This is a genomic window from Streptomyces sp. NPDC059897 (genome assembly GCF_042730865.1).
In the GTDB taxonomy this organism is placed as follows: Bacteria; Actinomycetota; Actinomycetes; order Streptomycetales; family Streptomycetaceae; genus Streptomyces.
Window position 1 is genome coordinate 69,594 of record NZ_JBHWKQ010000024.1, and the last position, 14,677, is coordinate 84,270.

At 70.5% G+C, this 14,677-nt stretch carries 17 protein-coding genes; 11 read left to right on the forward strand and 6 right to left on the reverse strand.

Features of this window, described 5'->3' with window-relative positions:
- Nucleotides 1–27 precede the first annotated feature (27 nt).
- The 3 genes from ACFV9W_RS25010 to ACFV9W_RS25020 form a co-directional block, all read right to left on the reverse strand.
- Nucleotides 28–594 carry a hypothetical protein gene (locus ACFV9W_RS25010; protein ID WP_385764583.1) on the reverse strand — a complete coding sequence of 189 codons (567 nt, stop codon included), beginning with the start codon at nucleotides 592–594 and terminating at the stop codon, nucleotides 28–30.
- 82 nt (nucleotides 595–676) lie between these two features.
- Entirely contained in the window at nucleotides 677–1,186 is a 510-nt protein-coding gene (locus tag ACFV9W_RS25015; protein ID WP_385764585.1) for a hypothetical protein, read from the reverse strand.
- 102 nt (nucleotides 1,187–1,288) lie between these two features.
- Nucleotides 1,289–2,830 carry a glycoside hydrolase family 20 protein gene (locus ACFV9W_RS25020; protein ID WP_385764587.1) on the reverse strand — a complete coding sequence of 514 codons (1,542 nt, stop codon included), beginning with the start codon at nucleotides 2,828–2,830 and terminating at the stop codon, nucleotides 1,289–1,291.
- Between the two features lie 296 nt (nucleotides 2,831–3,126).
- Between ACFV9W_RS25020 and ACFV9W_RS25025 the strand changes: the two genes are divergently transcribed.
- From ACFV9W_RS25025 to ACFV9W_RS25070, 10 genes are all read left to right on the forward strand, one after another.
- Complete coding sequence (locus ACFV9W_RS25025; protein WP_385764687.1) at nucleotides 3,127–3,735, forward strand: 2-oxo-4-hydroxy-4-carboxy-5-ureidoimidazoline decarboxylase; 609 nt, start codon at nucleotides 3,127–3,129, stop codon at nucleotides 3,733–3,735.
- Between the two features lie 149 nt (nucleotides 3,736–3,884).
- Entirely contained in the window at nucleotides 3,885–4,265 is a 381-nt protein-coding gene (sdhC, locus tag ACFV9W_RS25030; RefSeq protein WP_385764589.1) for a succinate dehydrogenase, cytochrome b556 subunit, read from the forward strand.
- A gap of 8 nt (nucleotides 4,266–4,273) precedes the next feature.
- The gene (locus tag ACFV9W_RS25035; protein ID WP_385764591.1) at nucleotides 4,274–4,759 is read left to right on the forward strand and encodes a succinate dehydrogenase hydrophobic membrane anchor subunit; all 486 of its coding nucleotides are present in this window, start codon (nucleotides 4,274–4,276) and stop codon (nucleotides 4,757–4,759) included.
- Nucleotides 4,760–4,778: 19 nt separating this feature from the next.
- Nucleotides 4,779–6,533 carry a succinate dehydrogenase flavoprotein subunit gene (sdhA, locus tag ACFV9W_RS25040; protein WP_385764593.1) on the forward strand — a complete coding sequence of 585 codons (1,755 nt, stop codon included), beginning with the start codon at nucleotides 4,779–4,781 and terminating at the stop codon, nucleotides 6,531–6,533.
- Nucleotides 6,533–7,309 carry a succinate dehydrogenase iron-sulfur subunit gene (locus tag ACFV9W_RS25045; protein WP_385764595.1) on the forward strand — a complete coding sequence of 259 codons (777 nt, stop codon included), beginning with the start codon at nucleotides 6,533–6,535 and terminating at the stop codon, nucleotides 7,307–7,309. Before sdhA ends, ACFV9W_RS25045 begins: the two co-directional genes overlap by 1 nt.
- A 105-nt stretch (nucleotides 7,310–7,414) precedes the next feature.
- Entirely contained in the window at nucleotides 7,415–7,819 is a 405-nt protein-coding gene (locus ACFV9W_RS25050) for a VOC family protein (protein WP_385764597.1), read from the forward strand.
- A gap of 124 nt (nucleotides 7,820–7,943) precedes the next feature.
- Complete coding sequence (locus ACFV9W_RS25055) at nucleotides 7,944–8,351, forward strand: hypothetical protein (RefSeq protein ID WP_385764599.1); 408 nt, start codon at nucleotides 7,944–7,946, stop codon at nucleotides 8,349–8,351.
- Complete coding sequence (locus tag ACFV9W_RS25060; protein ID WP_385764601.1) at nucleotides 8,348–8,887, forward strand: thiol-disulfide oxidoreductase DCC family protein; 540 nt, start codon at nucleotides 8,348–8,350, stop codon at nucleotides 8,885–8,887. The genes ACFV9W_RS25055 and ACFV9W_RS25060 overlap by 4 nt, the downstream gene beginning before the upstream one ends.
- Before the next feature lie 10 nt (nucleotides 8,888–8,897).
- Nucleotides 8,898–9,602 (forward strand): TetR family transcriptional regulator, encoded by a 705-nt coding sequence (locus ACFV9W_RS25065; RefSeq protein WP_385764603.1) that lies wholly within the window; start codon nucleotides 8,898–8,900, stop codon nucleotides 9,600–9,602.
- A gap of 45 nt (nucleotides 9,603–9,647) precedes the next feature.
- Nucleotides 9,648–10,790 carry a D-alanyl-D-alanine carboxypeptidase family protein gene (locus tag ACFV9W_RS25070; protein WP_385764605.1) on the forward strand — a complete coding sequence of 381 codons (1,143 nt, stop codon included), beginning with the start codon at nucleotides 9,648–9,650 and terminating at the stop codon, nucleotides 10,788–10,790.
- A gap of 15 nt (nucleotides 10,791–10,805) precedes the next feature.
- Here ACFV9W_RS25070 and ACFV9W_RS25075 read toward each other — a convergent pair whose 3' ends face one another.
- Both ACFV9W_RS25075 and ACFV9W_RS25080 read right to left on the reverse strand, forming a co-directional pair.
- Nucleotides 10,806–12,059, reverse strand: coding sequence for a metallophosphoesterase (locus ACFV9W_RS25075; RefSeq protein WP_385764607.1), 1,254 nt, complete (start codon nucleotides 12,057–12,059; stop codon nucleotides 10,806–10,808).
- Between the two features lie 13 nt (nucleotides 12,060–12,072).
- Entirely contained in the window at nucleotides 12,073–12,315 is a 243-nt protein-coding gene (locus tag ACFV9W_RS25080) for an SCO4848 family membrane protein (protein ID WP_385764609.1), read from the reverse strand.
- A gap of 109 nt (nucleotides 12,316–12,424) precedes the next feature.
- Here ACFV9W_RS25080 and ACFV9W_RS25085 point away from each other — a divergent pair, with 109 nt between their 5' ends.
- A complete protein-coding gene (locus ACFV9W_RS25085) occupies nucleotides 12,425–13,666 on the forward strand; it encodes a D-alanyl-D-alanine carboxypeptidase family protein (protein WP_385764611.1) in 1,242 nt (413 codons plus the stop codon).
- Here the strand turns inward: ACFV9W_RS25085 and ACFV9W_RS25090 are convergent.
- Entirely contained in the window at nucleotides 13,653–14,621 is a 969-nt protein-coding gene (locus ACFV9W_RS25090; RefSeq protein ID WP_385764613.1) for a YihY/virulence factor BrkB family protein, read from the reverse strand. The two genes, ACFV9W_RS25085 and ACFV9W_RS25090, sit on opposite strands and share 14 nt — an antisense overlap.
- Nucleotides 14,622–14,677 lie beyond the last annotated feature (56 nt).

Sequence of the window (14,677 nt, forward strand, 5' to 3'; positions counted from 1 at the left end):
GTTGCGCCGTCGGACACCGGCGCCGCGTCAGCCGCGGCCCCGCGCGCGCCGCGAGACGACCGCCCGCAGCACCCTGCGCCCCTCCGTCGAGACGACCAGGGCCTGCCGGAGGCCGCCCGCGCCGCCGCCCGCGAGCAGCTCCAGGATCTGGGTCTGGCGGCGCAGTTCGGCCGCGACCAACGGTGACATCCCCTCGGTGCGGCCCTCCCGGCGGACGCTCACGCTGGCCGCCCGGTCCTGAGCCACATCGAGCATCCGGTGCACCTGGAGCGCGGCCACCGAGCAGGCGTCCGCCCACTCCCGCCACGCGTCGGCCACCGCCCGCTCCGGCGCGGCCCCCAGCATCCGCCGCACCAGCTCCGCCGCCTCGCCCTCGCCCGCGGCACCGCTCAGCGCGTCGCGCGCCGCGACGAGCCGCGCGCCCCAGTCCGCGCCGTCCTCCGCGAGGCTCGCCCACAGCGGGCGCAGCACGTCCTCCTCCGGATCGCCGGGCCCGCCGACGCCGAGCAGCGGCACACACCGGTCGAGGCAGCCGAGCCCGCTCGTGGCCAGGCCTCGTTCATCGGCCTGCGCGATCAGTTCCACCAGGCTCATGGACGTAACGCTCCTCCGGACGCGGACCCAGGAATTCCCCTTGGCACCTACGCAAGCAACTGCGCCCGCGCAGCACAGAACGTCACTGTCCCTGTACGCCGAGACGGTCGAGGAAGCGGAAGAACAGCTCCTCCGCCGAGGGCTCGGCGGCCGCGCGCAGCACCTCGTCGAGCGGCGCCAGGGGCACCTCGCGGCCGCACTCGGCGGCCCAGCCGACGGCCCGCTCGGCGGCGTCGCCGGGCGGCAGGAAGTAGTCCTCCAGGGCGCGTTCGTCCCCGCCTATGTACCCGGTCATCGCGGACCGCCCCAGGCACGCCGTCCAGGCGCCGCTCCCGGGGCCCGCCGCCTCGACGACCGCGCAGGCCGAGTCCATGACGTAGCCGAACAGGGCGGGCGCCCCGGTCTCCGCCGCCAGCGCGTTCATGCTGCCCACGTCCCGGGCCTGCTCGCCGCCGCCGGGGCACTCCCACACCTGCCAGCCGCCGGACCGCTCCTCCAGGAGCGTCAGCTCCTCGCGCACCCCGACCAGGGCCTCGCACTTGTCCAGCGGCCGATCGCTTCTGGCGACCACGTAGTAGCCCCAGTAACCCATGCCCGTTCCCCCCGTCCCGGTGTACGTCACAAACTTCGTACCTGCGGCCGAATAGACCACAGGCACAAGGGAGTTCGCCACCAGAACGGCGGATCGCGGCGCTCAGCCGTCCAGCTTGTCGGCCAGGTCGACGAACTTCGGCCAGCTCAGCTCCGGCTCCTTCGGGTCCCACAGCTTCTGCACGGTCGCCCGCAGCGGCATCCGGATGCCCTTGGCGACCTGCTCCGGCGTCTGCGCCCCGGAGAGGTCGCACCACACGGCGAACGAGCCGCCGAGGATCTGGTCGTCGTACTTCGCGGGCACCGGGCTCGTCTTGCGCAGCACGCGCGGCGTCCAGCTCTCGTAGATCCGCTCACCGGTCGGATAGACGAAGGTGTTGGGCTGCCCGAGGACGTAGTACAGGTACTCGTCGTTGTAGTTCGTCACCTTCCGGCCCTCGTCCAGATACTCGAGCGGCTCGCGCGCCCCGATCTCCTTGCCGGTCCAGTACGCGACCTCGATGCCCTTGTCGGCGTCGACGACCCCGCCCTTGTAGAAACCGTCGTTCCAGGCCTTCAGGTTCCGGTCATAGGGCGCCATGGTCTTTGCCCGGTCGTTGAGCCAGCCCTGCGCGAGGTCCTGGACCTTCGCGTTCGCCCCGTACTTCTCACGGGCCGCGGCGGCGAGCTGCGGGTAGGAGGCCTCGGGGTTCTCGCTCATCAGCGCCCGGTACTCGTCGGCGCCCAGATGCCAGTACGCACCCTTGAACAGCTTCGCGTACTCCTTCAGCAGATCGTCGACGATCCGCGCGGCACCCGGCTTCGAGATGTCGACGGCGCCGCGCGCCGCCACCCCGCTCGCGTCGCGCAGCTGGAGGTCGGGGTGCGCGGCGATCACCGCGCCCAGGTGCCCCGGCGAGTCGATCTCCGGCACGACCGTGATGTGCCGCTCGGCGGCGAGCTTCAGGATGTCCTTCACCTGCGCCTTGCTCAGGTGCTCGTCGGAGACGACCTCCGGGTGCGAGTCGGAGGCGATCCGGAAGGACTGGTCGTCGGAGAAGTGCAGCCCCAGCTGGTTGTACTTGAGGTCGCCGATGTCCCGGATCCGGTCCTTGATCCAGTCGGCCGTGAAGTGCTTGCGCGCGATGTCCAGGTTGAATCCGCGCTGCGCCTTGGCGGGCTCGTCGGCGGTGACGCCCTCCGGCGCCTTCGCCCCGTCGTGCACCTCCTGCTTGAGGGTGCGCGTCCCGTAGTAGACGCCGGTGTCGCTCGGCCCGGTGATCCGCACGGTGCCGCCCTCGACGGCCATCCGGTACGACTCCGGGTTCGCGCCGCGCTTCCCGCCGATCGCCAGCTCGACGTCGCCGGGCCCCGCGTCGCCCGACCCCGCGTACTTCAGGTCCAGCTCTTCGGCGAGGAGGCGCCCCTCTTCGGCCAGTTCGCCGTCCTTCACGACGACCTTGCCGCCGTCCGGCTTCCAGCCGGGCCCGTGCGCGGGCGTGAAGTCGCGCACCTCGGGGATCGTGTGCGCGGGCTTGGACAGCGGGTACGAACGGGTCGGCGAGGGCGCCGAGGTCGTCGCCGACTTCCCGTCGGACGGAGCCGACCCGCCACCGCTCGAACACCCCACGACCGCGACCAGCGCGACCCCGACGGCGACGACCACAAGAGCTTTCCGCTCCTTCTCCACGAAGTACCTCGCTGAACCAAGTCGACCGGACACGTACGTTGCCGACGGTAACGGTGTCCCTCCAGGGGCGCGGGGAACTGCGCAAACGCAACGACGACGAGTCGGACAGCCGCACAGCGAACAGCACAAACACCGGCACTGGTGCGCACCGTCACCCACCACACGCAAACACGCCGTCCGAGTGAATTTCACACATCCACCGGACACTCACGACAAGCTCTGGCTAACGTTTGCGCCACACCCACCCCACCCGCCCCTGCCGGAGGCCCCCGCTGAGCCCCCTCCAGACTCCCGGCCGCCTGCCCATACCGGCCCAGGCCACGGCACCCGGGGACCCCGCTTTCCTGGCGCAACTGAACGTGCTGCCGCAGGAGGCCGCCGAGCGGACCCTGCTGACGTGCTGCCGCAGCCGGGCCTGGGCGCACCGGGTGGCCGCGCACCGCCCCTACCCGGACGTGGAGGCGCTGCTCGCCGCGGCGGACGAGGCGGCGTACGACCTCGCCCCCGCCGATGTCACCGAGGCGCTGACCGGCGAGGACCTGGTGCTGCCGCGGGACCCCGCCGCCTACTCGGGGCACTCGGGCTACTCGGCGTACGCCGCCGCGAACACCGCGCTCGTCGCGGCCCACGGCGCGTACCAGACCCGCTTCGGCCACCCCTTCGTGATCTGCCTGGACGGCATCGCGCCCGACGAGGCCCTCGACCACCTGCTCGCGGGCCTGCGCACCCGGCTCGGCCACGACCCTGTGCACGAGCGGGAACTGGCCGCCGAGGAGCTGCGCCGGCTCGCCCGCGGCCGGCTCGCCCGGCTGGCCCGCACGGAAACCGCCCGCGAAACCGGCCGGGAAACCGGCACCAATAGCCCGTACGTGCCTGTTTGATTGCCTGTTTGATCACACATAAGGCCCCCGTGCGAGTGTTCCGACAACTCGTCGATACGATGACGAGCGGCCGGTGGACCGTACCCGGCCGGGCCCGCCCGACACTGAAGCCGGCGCGGCTCTAGTCCCCGCTCCCGGAGGGTTCTTCCGTGCCGGCTGGAACGCTGTACCGCGGCCGGGAAGGCATGTGGTCGTGGGTGGCTCATCGAGTCACCGGTGTCCTCATTTTCTTCTTCCTGTTCGTGCACGTCCTCGACACCGCTCTCGTCCGCGTCTCGCCCGAGGCGTACGACGACGTCGTGGCCACCTATAAGACGCCGCTCGTCGCGCTTCTGGAATACGGCCTCGTGGCCGCGATCCTGTTCCACGCGCTCAACGGCCTGCGTGTGATCGCCGTCGACTTCTGGTCGAAGGGCCCGCGCTACCAGAAGCAGATGCTCTGGACCGTCATGGGCATCTGGATCGTCCTCATGGTCGGGGCCCTGTACCCCGTCCTCGGCCACGCCGTCCGCGCAGTCTTCGGGAGCTGAGGCCAGACATGTCTGCTGACACCACCCCCGCACAGTCCGGCGTCGGTCCCGTCGAGGGCGTCTCGCTCTACGACGTCGACAACCCGGCCCCGTACATCGAGCCCCCGCGCAAGCGCACCTCGAAGACCCCGCGCACCACGCGCGGCAACTTCGAGATGGCCGCATGGCTGTTCATGCGCCTGTCGGGTGTCGTCCTCGTCGTCCTGGTCCTCGGCCACCTGCTGATCCAGCTCGTCCTCGACGGCGGCGTCTCCAAGATCGGCTTCGCGTTCGTCGCGGGCCGCTGGGCGTCCCCGTTCTGGCAGGGCTGGGACCTGCTGATGCTGTGGCTCGCGATGCTGCACGGCGCCAACGGCCTGCGTACCGTCATCAACGACTACGCCGAGCGCCCCAACACCCGTATGTGGCTGAAGGGCCTGCTGTACGCCGCGACGGTCTTCACCGTCCTGCTGGGCACGCTGGTGATCTTCACCTTCGACCCCAACATCCGTTAAAGCCGAGGCGAGCGAAACCGTGAAGATTCACAAGTACGACACCGTCATCGTCGGCGCCGGCGGCGCCGGCATGCGCGCGGCCATCGAGTCGACGAAGCGCAGCCGCACCGCCGTGCTGACCAAGCTCTACCCCACCAGGTCCCACACGGGCGCCGCGCAGGGCGGCATGGCCGCCGCGCTGGCGAACGTGGAGGAGGACAACTGGGAGTGGCACACCTTCGACACGATCAAGGGCGGCGACTACCTGGTCGACCAGGACGCCGCGGAGATCCTGGCGAAGGAGGCCATCGACTCGGTCCTCGACCTGGAGAAGATGGGCCTGCCGTTCAACCGCACCCCGAACGGCACCATCGACCAGCGCCGCTTCGGCGGCCACTCCCGCAACCACGGCGAGGCCCCGGTCCGCCGGTCCTGCTACGCCGCGGACCGCACGGGCCACATGATCCTTCAGACGCTGTACCAGAACTGCGTGAAGGAGGGCGTGGAGTTCTTCAACGAGTTCTACGTCCTGGACCAGCTGATCGTCGAGGAAGACGGCGTCAAGAAGTCCGCCGGTGTGGTCGCCTACGAGCTGGCCACCGGCGAGATCCACGTCTTCCAGGCGAAGTCGGTCATCTACGCGTCGGGCGGCACCGGCAAGTTCTTCAAGGTGACGTCGAACGCACACACCCTGACCGGTGACGGCCAGGCGGCGTGCTACCGGCGCGGGATCCCGCTGGAGGACATGGAGTTCTTCCAGTTCCACCCGACCGGCATCTGGCGCATGGGCATCCTTCTCACGGAGGGCGCCCGCGGTGAGGGCGGCATCCTCCGCAACAAGGACGGCGAGCGCTTCATGGAGAAGTACGCGCCGGTCATGAAGGACCTCGCGTCCCGTGACGTCGTCTCGCGCTCCATCTACACGGAGATCCGTGAGGGCCGCGGCTGCGGTCCCGCCGGTGACCACGTGTACCTGGACCTCACGCACCTGCCGCCGGAGCAGCTCGACGCGAAGCTCCCGGACATCACCGAGTTCGCGCGCACGTACCTCGGCATCGAGCCCTACACGGACCCGATCCCGATCCAGCCGACCGCGCACTACGCCATGGGCGGCATCCCGACGAACGTCGAGGGTGAGGTCCTGGCGGACAACACCACCGTCGTCCCGGGCCTGTACGCCGCCGGTGAGGTCGCCTGCGTCTCGGTGCACGGCGCCAACCGCCTGGGCACCAACTCGCTGCTCGACATCAACGTCTTCGGGCGTCGTGCGGGCATCGCGGCCGCCGAGTACGCGCACAAGACCGAGTTCGTCGAGCTGCCGGAGGACCCGGCCACGATGGTCGAGGAGCTCGTCGAGCGGCTGCGCGACTCGCAGGGCACCGAGAGCGTCGCGGTGATCCGGGGCGAGCTGCAGGAGTGCATGGACGCCAACGTGATGGTGTTCCGCACCGAGCAGACGATCAAGACGGCCGTCGAGAAGATCGCCGAACTGCGCGCCCGCTACAAGAACGTGTCCGTCCAGGACAAGGGCAAGCGGTTCAACACGGACCTCCTTGAGGCCATCGAGCTGGGCAACCTGCTCGACCTGGCCGAGGTCATGGCGACCTCCGCCCTGGCCCGCAAGGAGTCCCGCGGCGGTCACTACCGCGAGGACTTCCCCACCCGCGACGACGTCAACTTCATGCGCCACACCATGGCGTACCGCGAGGTCGGCGACGACGGCAGCGAGTCCATCCGTCTCGACTACAAGCCGGTCGTCCAGACCCGCTACCAGCCGATGGAGCGTAAGTACTGATGGCTACCCCGACCATGGACAAGGCGGAAGCGGCGGGCGCGCCCGAGGCCGGCTTCGCCGACACCCCGAACATCACGATCACGCTGCGCGTGCGGCGGTTCAACTCCGAGGTCTCCGACGAGGCCAACTGGCAGGACTTCCAGCTGGAGATGGACCCCAAGGAGCGTGTCCTCGACGCGCTGCACAAGATCAAGTGGGAGCAGGACGGCACGCTGACGTTCCGTCGTTCCTGCGCGCACGGCATCTGCGGGTCCGACGCGATGCGGATCAACGGCAAGAACCGTCTGGCCTGCAAGACGCTGCTGAAGGACATCAACCCGGAGAAGCCGATCACGGTCGAGGCCATCAAGGGCCTCACGGTCCTCAAGGACCTCGTGGTCGACATGGACCCGTTCTTCCAGGCGTACCGCGACGTCATGCCGTTCCTCGTCACCAAGGGCAACGAGCCGACGCGTGAGCGCCACCAGTCCGACGAGGACCGGGCCCGCTTCGACGACACCACCAAGTGCATCCTGTGCGCGGCGTGCACGTCGTCCTGCCCGGTGTTCTGGAACGACGGCCAGTACTTCGGTCCTGCCGCCATCGTGAACGCCCACCGCTTCATCTTCGACTCGCGCGACGAGGCCGGGGAGCAGCGCCTGGAGATCCTCAACGACCGTGACGGTGTGTGGCGTTGCCGCACGACCTTCAACTGCACGGACGCCTGCCCGCGTGGCATCGAGGTCACCAAGGCGATCCAGGAAGTGAAGCGGGCGCTGATCACGCGCCGCTTCTGACCTTCCCGGCGTTTTCGCCGCAGGGCTCCGAAGGCCCCGTTCCCGGATTCGTTCCGGGAGCGGGGCCTTCGCTGTTTTTGCCCGGTTGCTCGCTAATCTGCCGCCATGTCACCACATGAGCTGGAGATCCTCGGGTTCGACAACGCCCTCTTCCCCGTCGGGGACCTGGCCGAGGCCGTCGCCTTCTACGAACGTGTCGGGTTCCCCGTGAAGGTCCGCATCGACGAGGCCGGGATCGCGCTGCTCGCGGCCGGCAAGGAGACGCCCGGCCTGCTGCTGCGGGCCGAGGAGGGCTTCGGCCACCGGCCGCCCGCCTGGCCCGCCGCGCGGCTCTGGCTTGAGGTGCGGGACGCGCGGGCGGTCGCCGACGAACTGCGCGCCGCCGGCATCGAGCTGCTCGACGCGCCGTTCTCCACCTCCACCGGCCACGTCGTGGAGTTCGCCGACCCGTGGGGCAACGTCGTCGGCTTCACGGACTACCTCAAGAGGCCGGAGCTGGCGCGGAACTGAAGCCTCCGTTTGAGGCCCTGGTCACGTTCCCGATCCCACCGGCAACTCTCGCTTGAACATGTTCAAAAACGGGTCTACATTCATGACCGTCAGCGTTTTTGAACGCGTTCAAGGAGGGTGGGGCATGGACCTCACAGTCGTCGCATACGTCGTCTACCTCGTCGTCAGCATCGGGCTGACCATCTGGGTGGCCCGCACCCTGAGCCGCAACGGCCGGGTCTTCCTGGCCGACGTGCTGCACGGGAACGAGAAGCTCGCCGAGGCCGTCAACCACCTGCTGGTGGTCGGCTTCTACCTGGTCAACCTCGGCTTCGTCGCCCTGTACCTGAGCGGTGACGACACGATCGCCAGCACCCGCGAGGTGTTCGAGGCACTGTCCACGAAGCTCGGCGTCGTCCTGCTGGTGCTCGGCGTGATGCACCTGGCCAACGTCTTCGTCCTCAACAAGATCCGGCGGCGCGGCATCATGGAGAACGAGCAGCAGCCGCCGGTCCAGCCGCAGGGCTGGGCCGCTCCGGTGGCCGGAGCGTGACTGCCGTGACGGCGGCCCCGCAGTCGGCGGCCCGGGGCGCCACGGGGGTGGTCCCGGTCCGCCGGCTCACGGTCCTCTACGACACCGAGTGCCCGCTGTGCACGTTCGCGCGCAACTGGCTGGCCAAGCAGCGCCAGCTCGTGCCCCTGGAGTTCGTACCGGCGGGCTCGCAGGAGGCGCGGCGGCGCTACCCGCACCTCGACCACGCCGCGACCCTCACCGACATCACCGTGATCGGGGACGGCGGCCAGCTCTACCGGGACTCCGCCGCCTGGGTCGTGTGCATGTGGGCGCTGCGCGAGTACCGGGCCACCGCGCACCGGATGGCGACGCCCATGGGGATGCGGTTCGCCAAGCAGGCGGTGCTCGGTGCCGCCAAATACCGGGAGACGCACCAGGCCCGGCAGGCCGGGGGCGGGGCGTACCGGCGGCAGGACGGCTGGAGGTACGACCCGAACGGCGGCTGGTTCTACGAGGCGTACGGCTACGCTACCGAGCCGCCCGCCTGCGACAGCGGCTGCCGCACGGCCGATTAGGCTCGGGGCCGTGGCAACAGAGAAGGCCGAAGGCAAAGGCGCGAAGAGCGAGCAGACGCGGGCGCTCATCCTGGAGACCGCGATGCGGCTGTTCCGGGAGCGGGGCTACGACAAGACCACCATGCGGGCCATCGCCCAGGAGGCCGGGGTCTCGGTCGGCAACGCGTACTACTACTTCGGGGGCAAGGAACACCTGATCCAGGGGTTCTACGACCGGATCACCGCCGAACACCAGGCGGCGGTCCGGTCCGTGCTCGACACGGAGACCGATCTCCAGGCACGGCTCGCGGGCGTGCTGCGGGCCTGGCTGGAGATCGCCGAGCCGTACCACGAGTTCGCGGCCCAGTTCTTCAAGAACGCGGCCGACCCGGACTCCCCGCTCAGCCCGTTCTCCGCCGAGTCGCAGCACGCCCGGGAGACCGCGATCGAGCTCCACCGGGAGGTGCTGGCCGGGTCGAAGGCCAAGGTGCCCGCCGAACTGGCGGAGATCCTCCCGGAGTTGATGTGGCTGTCCCAGATGGGGCTCGTCCTGTACTGGGTGTTCGACAGCTCCGAGGGGCGCGAGCGCAGCCGGCGGCTCGCCGACCGGGGCGCCCGCCTCACGACGCGGGGCGTGGCGCTCGCCCGGTTCCGGGTCCTGCGGCCGCTCGTTCTGGAGGTGCACGAGCTGTTCATCGACTTCCTGCCGGGGATGACGCGGCCCCTGAGCCGATGAGGACCCGCCGGTCTTTACCCGCCCTTTGGCCTGTACCTTCACGGAATGCCCGGCACCACCCCTTCCGCTTCTCCCGCACGCGTCACCCGCCGCACCGCCCTCGGTATCGGGGCGGGCGCGGCAACGGCCCTCGCCCTGCCCGCGCCGTCCGCCTCGGCGGCCTCCGGCGTCCAGGTCCGGTACCGGGCAGGGGCGCCCAGGCTGCCGAGGCTCGCCGCGAAGGCCTGGCTGGTCGCCGACAACGACAGCGGTGAGGTGCTCGCCTCGTACAACGGGCACCGGCGGCTGCCGCCCGCCTCCACGCTGAAGATGCTGTTCGCGGACACGGTGCTGCCGAAGTTCGACCGCGCGCTGAAGCACAAGGTGACGGCCGAGGACCTCGCGGACATACCGTTCGGCTCCAGCCTCGTCGGCGTCCAGGCCGGGACGACGTACAGCGTGCACCAGCTGTGGCAGGGCGTGTTCCTTCGCTCCGGCAACGACGCGGTGCACGTCCTGGCGAACATGAACGGCGGCGTGGCGAAGACCGTCGCGCAGATGCAGGCCCGCGCGAAGGACCTCCAGGCGAACGACACGCACGTCGTCAGCCCGGACGGCTTCGACCACAAGGGCCAGGTGTCGTCCGCGTACGACCTGACGCTGTTCGCACGGTCCGGGCTGAAGAACGACGACTTCCGCGGCTACTGCGCCACCAAGGTCGCCGACTTCCCCGCGGGCGGCTCCAAGACCTTCCAGATCCAGAACACCGACCGCCTGCTCACCGGGCAGGGCGTCGCCCCGTACGAGGGCCTCATCGGCGTCAAGAACGGCTTCACGACGCACGCGGGCAACACCTTCACCGGCGCCGCGACCCGCGGCGGCCGTACCCTCCTGGTCACCGTCATGCACCCGAAGTCCGGCTACGAGGCGGTGTACGAGGAGACGGCCGCGCTGCTCGACTGGGGCTTCGCGGCCGCGAACAAGGTGCGCCCCGTCGGCGAGTTGGCGACGCCGCTGAGCGAGCGGCCGAAGCCGACGCCCACCCCGCGGGCGGCGGTCGGCACGGGCCCGAGCGCGGGCGCCCCCACGAACTCGCACAGGGACGACTGGGCGCTCGGCGGCTCCGCGGCCCTCGCCGCGCTCGCGGGCGGCGGACTGCTGGCCCTGCGCCGCCGCGCGAAGCCGACGGGGCGGCGCAGGAAGTCCTGACGCCCCCGACCGGGCTCAGGCCTGCTTGGACGCCAGCTGCACCACGGTGATGTCGGACGGCGCGCCCACCCGCACCGGCGGCCCCCACGCGCCCGCGCCCCGGCTGACGTACAGCTGGGTGTCGCCGTACCGGTCGAGGCCCGCGAGGGTCGGATTGCTCGCGCCCGCGACGAAGTTGCCCGGCCACAGCTGGCCACCGTGGGTGTGCCCGGAGAGCTGCAGGTCGACGCCGTGCTTCACCGCCTCGTGGATCATCACGGGCTGGTGGGCCATGAGCACGGAGGCCCGCGAGGTGTCGCGGTCGCCGAGCGCCCGCGCGTAGTCGGGGCCCTCGCCGTAGTTCTCGCCCGCGATGTCGTTGACGCCCGCGAGGTCGAAGGCGCCGATGTCGGCGCGCGCGTTCTCAAGCGGGCGCAGGCCGAGCTCGCGCACGTGCTCCACCCACGGGTCGGCGCCCGAGAAGTACTCGTGGTTGCCGGTGACGAAGTACGTGCCGTGCCGGGCGCTGAGCCGGGCGAGCGGGGCGACGGCGGGCGCGAGGTCCTCGACGGTCCCGTCGACGAGGTCGCCGACGACGGCGATCAGGTCGGGCTGCGTCGCGTTGATCGTGTCGACGACGCGCTCCGCGAAGCCCCGGCCGAGGACGGGCCCGAGGTGGACGTCACTGACCACGGCGATCCTGAACCCGTGGGCGGCGCGCGGCAGTTTGGCCAGCGGCACGGTGACCCGCTTCACCGTCGGCCCGCGCAGCACCCCGTACGCGCCACCGGCCACGACGCCCGCGGCGGCCAGGGTCGCGGCGGCGCCGACGGTCCTGGCGAGGACGAGGCGGCGGGTGGGCGCGGGCGCGGCGGGCGCGAGCCCCGGGACCGGCTCCAGCTCCCGCAGCTCCGGCACCGGGACGCGCACCGGGGCCGCCTCCGGGGCGACGGCGGCGGCAGCGGGCGCCCGGCGGTCGAGGAGCCGCCGCAGCACGGGCCGTACGACCTCCCCGACGAGCAGCGCGAGCAGCAGGTACAACGCGAACGCCAGCCACAGGAACCCGGGCCAGGCCAGCACCTGCTGCAGCAGGAACGGCGCCCCGCCCCGCTCGGCCCCGAGCGCCGCGAACACCAGCAAGGGACCGGCCACGAAGACCAGCGTGCCGATCCGCCTGGGCCACCCGCCCTTGGCGGTCGTCTCGCGCACGAGACGGCGCCACGCGTAGTAGTGCAGGGCCGCGAAGGCCGCGAGGACGGCGGCGGCGATGAGGACGAAGACGACGACCATCTGCCCGGACGCCCTATGAGGTCCGACGCAGTGTGCGCACGGAACGCAACCCGATGCCCCCGACAACCGTCCCCAATACGAAGGAGACGACGGCGAGCGTCAGATGCACCCAGAAGTACGCGGTCGGATCCCCGGCGTCGTCGAAGGCGAGGCCGCTGCCGTCCTTGACGAGGTTTTTGACGAAAGTGATCCAGATGACCCAGCTCCACACCCCGAAGGCGAGCAGGAACCAGGACACGGGGCGGCTGAGCTTCATGCCCTCAGTATCGCCGCGCGGCATCGGGCACCGCCGCCGGGGTGGGTCGGGGCGAACACAGGACGCAGCGGTGGAGACTTACGGGGCGGGTACAGGTACCTTCACCAGCGTGCCCGACTCCCACGCTGCGCGACCGACGTCGCACTTCAAGAAGGCCGCGGTGCTGATCGCCGCCTCCGCCCTGACGTTCGCCGGAGCGCTGCCGGCGGCCGCCGCGGACAAGGACAAGAAGGACAAGAACGACAAGCCGCCCGCGTCGATGTCCCGGGTGGGCGGCGCCCAGTTGGGGAAGCCGGGGACGCAGGTGAACCTCAAGGGCGGCGCGCCCGTCCTGCCGAAGGATCTGACGGCGAAGTCCTGGCTCGTCGCGGACGCCGAGTCGGGCGAGGTGCTCGCCGCGCACAACGCGCACTGGGAGCTGCCGCCGGCCTCCACGCTGAAGATGCTGTTCGCGGACACCGTGCTGCCGAAGTTCCCCAAGACGACGACGCACAAGGTGGTGCCCTCCGACCTGGCCGGGATGGGCGCAGGTTCGAGCCTCGTCGGCATAAAGGAGGGCTTCACGTACTCGGTGCACGATCTGTGGCTGGGCGTCTTCCTGCGGTCCGGCAACGACGCGGTGCACGTGCTGTCCGCCATGAACCAGGGCATCGCGCAGACCGTCAAGGACATGCAGGCGCACGCCGACGAGCTGCAGGCGAACGACACCCACGTCGTCAGCCCCGACGGCTACGACATGCCGGAGCAGCACTCGTCCGCGTACGACCTGACGCTGTTCGCCCGGTCCGGGCTGCACAAGAAGGACTTCCGGGAGTACGCCGCCACGCCCACCGCCCAGTTCCCCATGAAGCAGAAGAAGGGGAAGACCACCGAGCGCTTCGGCATCCAGAACACCAACCGCCTGCTCACCGGCTCCCTGGGGCTGCCCGCGTACAAGGGCATCGCGGGTGTGAAGAACGGCAACACGACGAACGCGGGATCCACGTTCACCGGGGTCGCCGAGCGCGGGAACCGGGTGCTGCTGGTGACCGTGATGAACCCGAAGTCCAAGGAGAGCCAGGCCGTCTACAAGGAGACCGCGCGGCTCCTCGACTGGGGGTTCCAGGCCGACGGCAAGGTCACCCCCGTCGGCCATCTCGTCGGGCCGAAGAGCGAGACGCCCGCGGGCGCGGCGTCCCCCGGCTCCGGTGACGCGGGCCCCGCCAAGCCGGCCGCGCACGCCGCCGTCACGTCCGGCGGGTCCAGCGGGGTCGGGGTGGCGCTCGCGATCATGGGCGGGCTGCTCGTGGTGCTCGCGGGTGCGGTGGTCGTGGTGCGGAAGAAGTGGCCGCTGAAGGTCACGAAGGGCTGATGCCCTTCGCGTTCTTCTCGGCCTTGGCCTCCGCCTCGGCTTCCTCCTCGGCCTCCTCCTCCGCCTTGGCCTCGGCTTCCGCCTCCGCTTCCTCCGTCTTGCGCAGGCCCTCCCGGCCCGTCGCCGTCCACGCGGCGCAGAACAGCAGCAGTTTCGCGGTGAAGTTGATCCACAGGAGCAGGGCCACCGGCGTGCCGAAGGCCCCGTACATGCTCTTCGCCGCCACGTCCTTCATATAGCCGCTGAGCACCAGCTTCAGCAGCTCGAAGCCGGCCGCCCCGATCAGCGCCGCGGTGACCAGATCGCGGCGGCCGGGCTGCACTCCGGGCAGCAGGGCGAGGACGTACAGCAGGATCAGGAAGTCCGCGAGGACCGCGATGCCGAAGGCGGCGGCCTGGAGCAGTATTCCGCCCCAGCCCCCCTTGTCGATGCCGATCTGGTCGGCCGTCCAGTCGACGGCCGTGTTCGCCAGCGTGGACGCCGCGATCGACACGATGCCGGCGAGGCCGAGCCCGACGAGGACCCCGGCGTCCCTGAGCTTGCGCATGACGGGGTTCTCGTCGAGGTCGGGCAGCTCCCACACGTCCCGCAGGCACTGCCGCATCGAACCGACCCAGCCCACACCCGTGAACAGCAGCAGGGCTCCGGCGACGAGCCCGATCGTGCCCGCGTTGTCGACCAGCGCCCCGATGTCCAACTGCTCCGAGATGCCCGGCACTTGATCGCTGAGCGTCTGCTCCAGCTTCTTCTGCTGATCGGGACCCATCGTGCCCGCGGCGACCGCGGCGGCCACGGTGAGCAGCGGAAACAGCGCGAGGAAGCTGATGAACGTCATCGCCGCGGCGAGCTGGGACCAGCGGACCGCGTCGAGCCGTTCATAGGCGTGCCAGACGTGCGTCCGCATCAGCCGGGCGAACAGCGGCCCGACGACGGGGAGTTTCTTCAGCCAATCCATGATCCCAGCCTGCCCTCCATATCCGCTTCGATCACCCGTTCCGGTGAGGGGCCGCT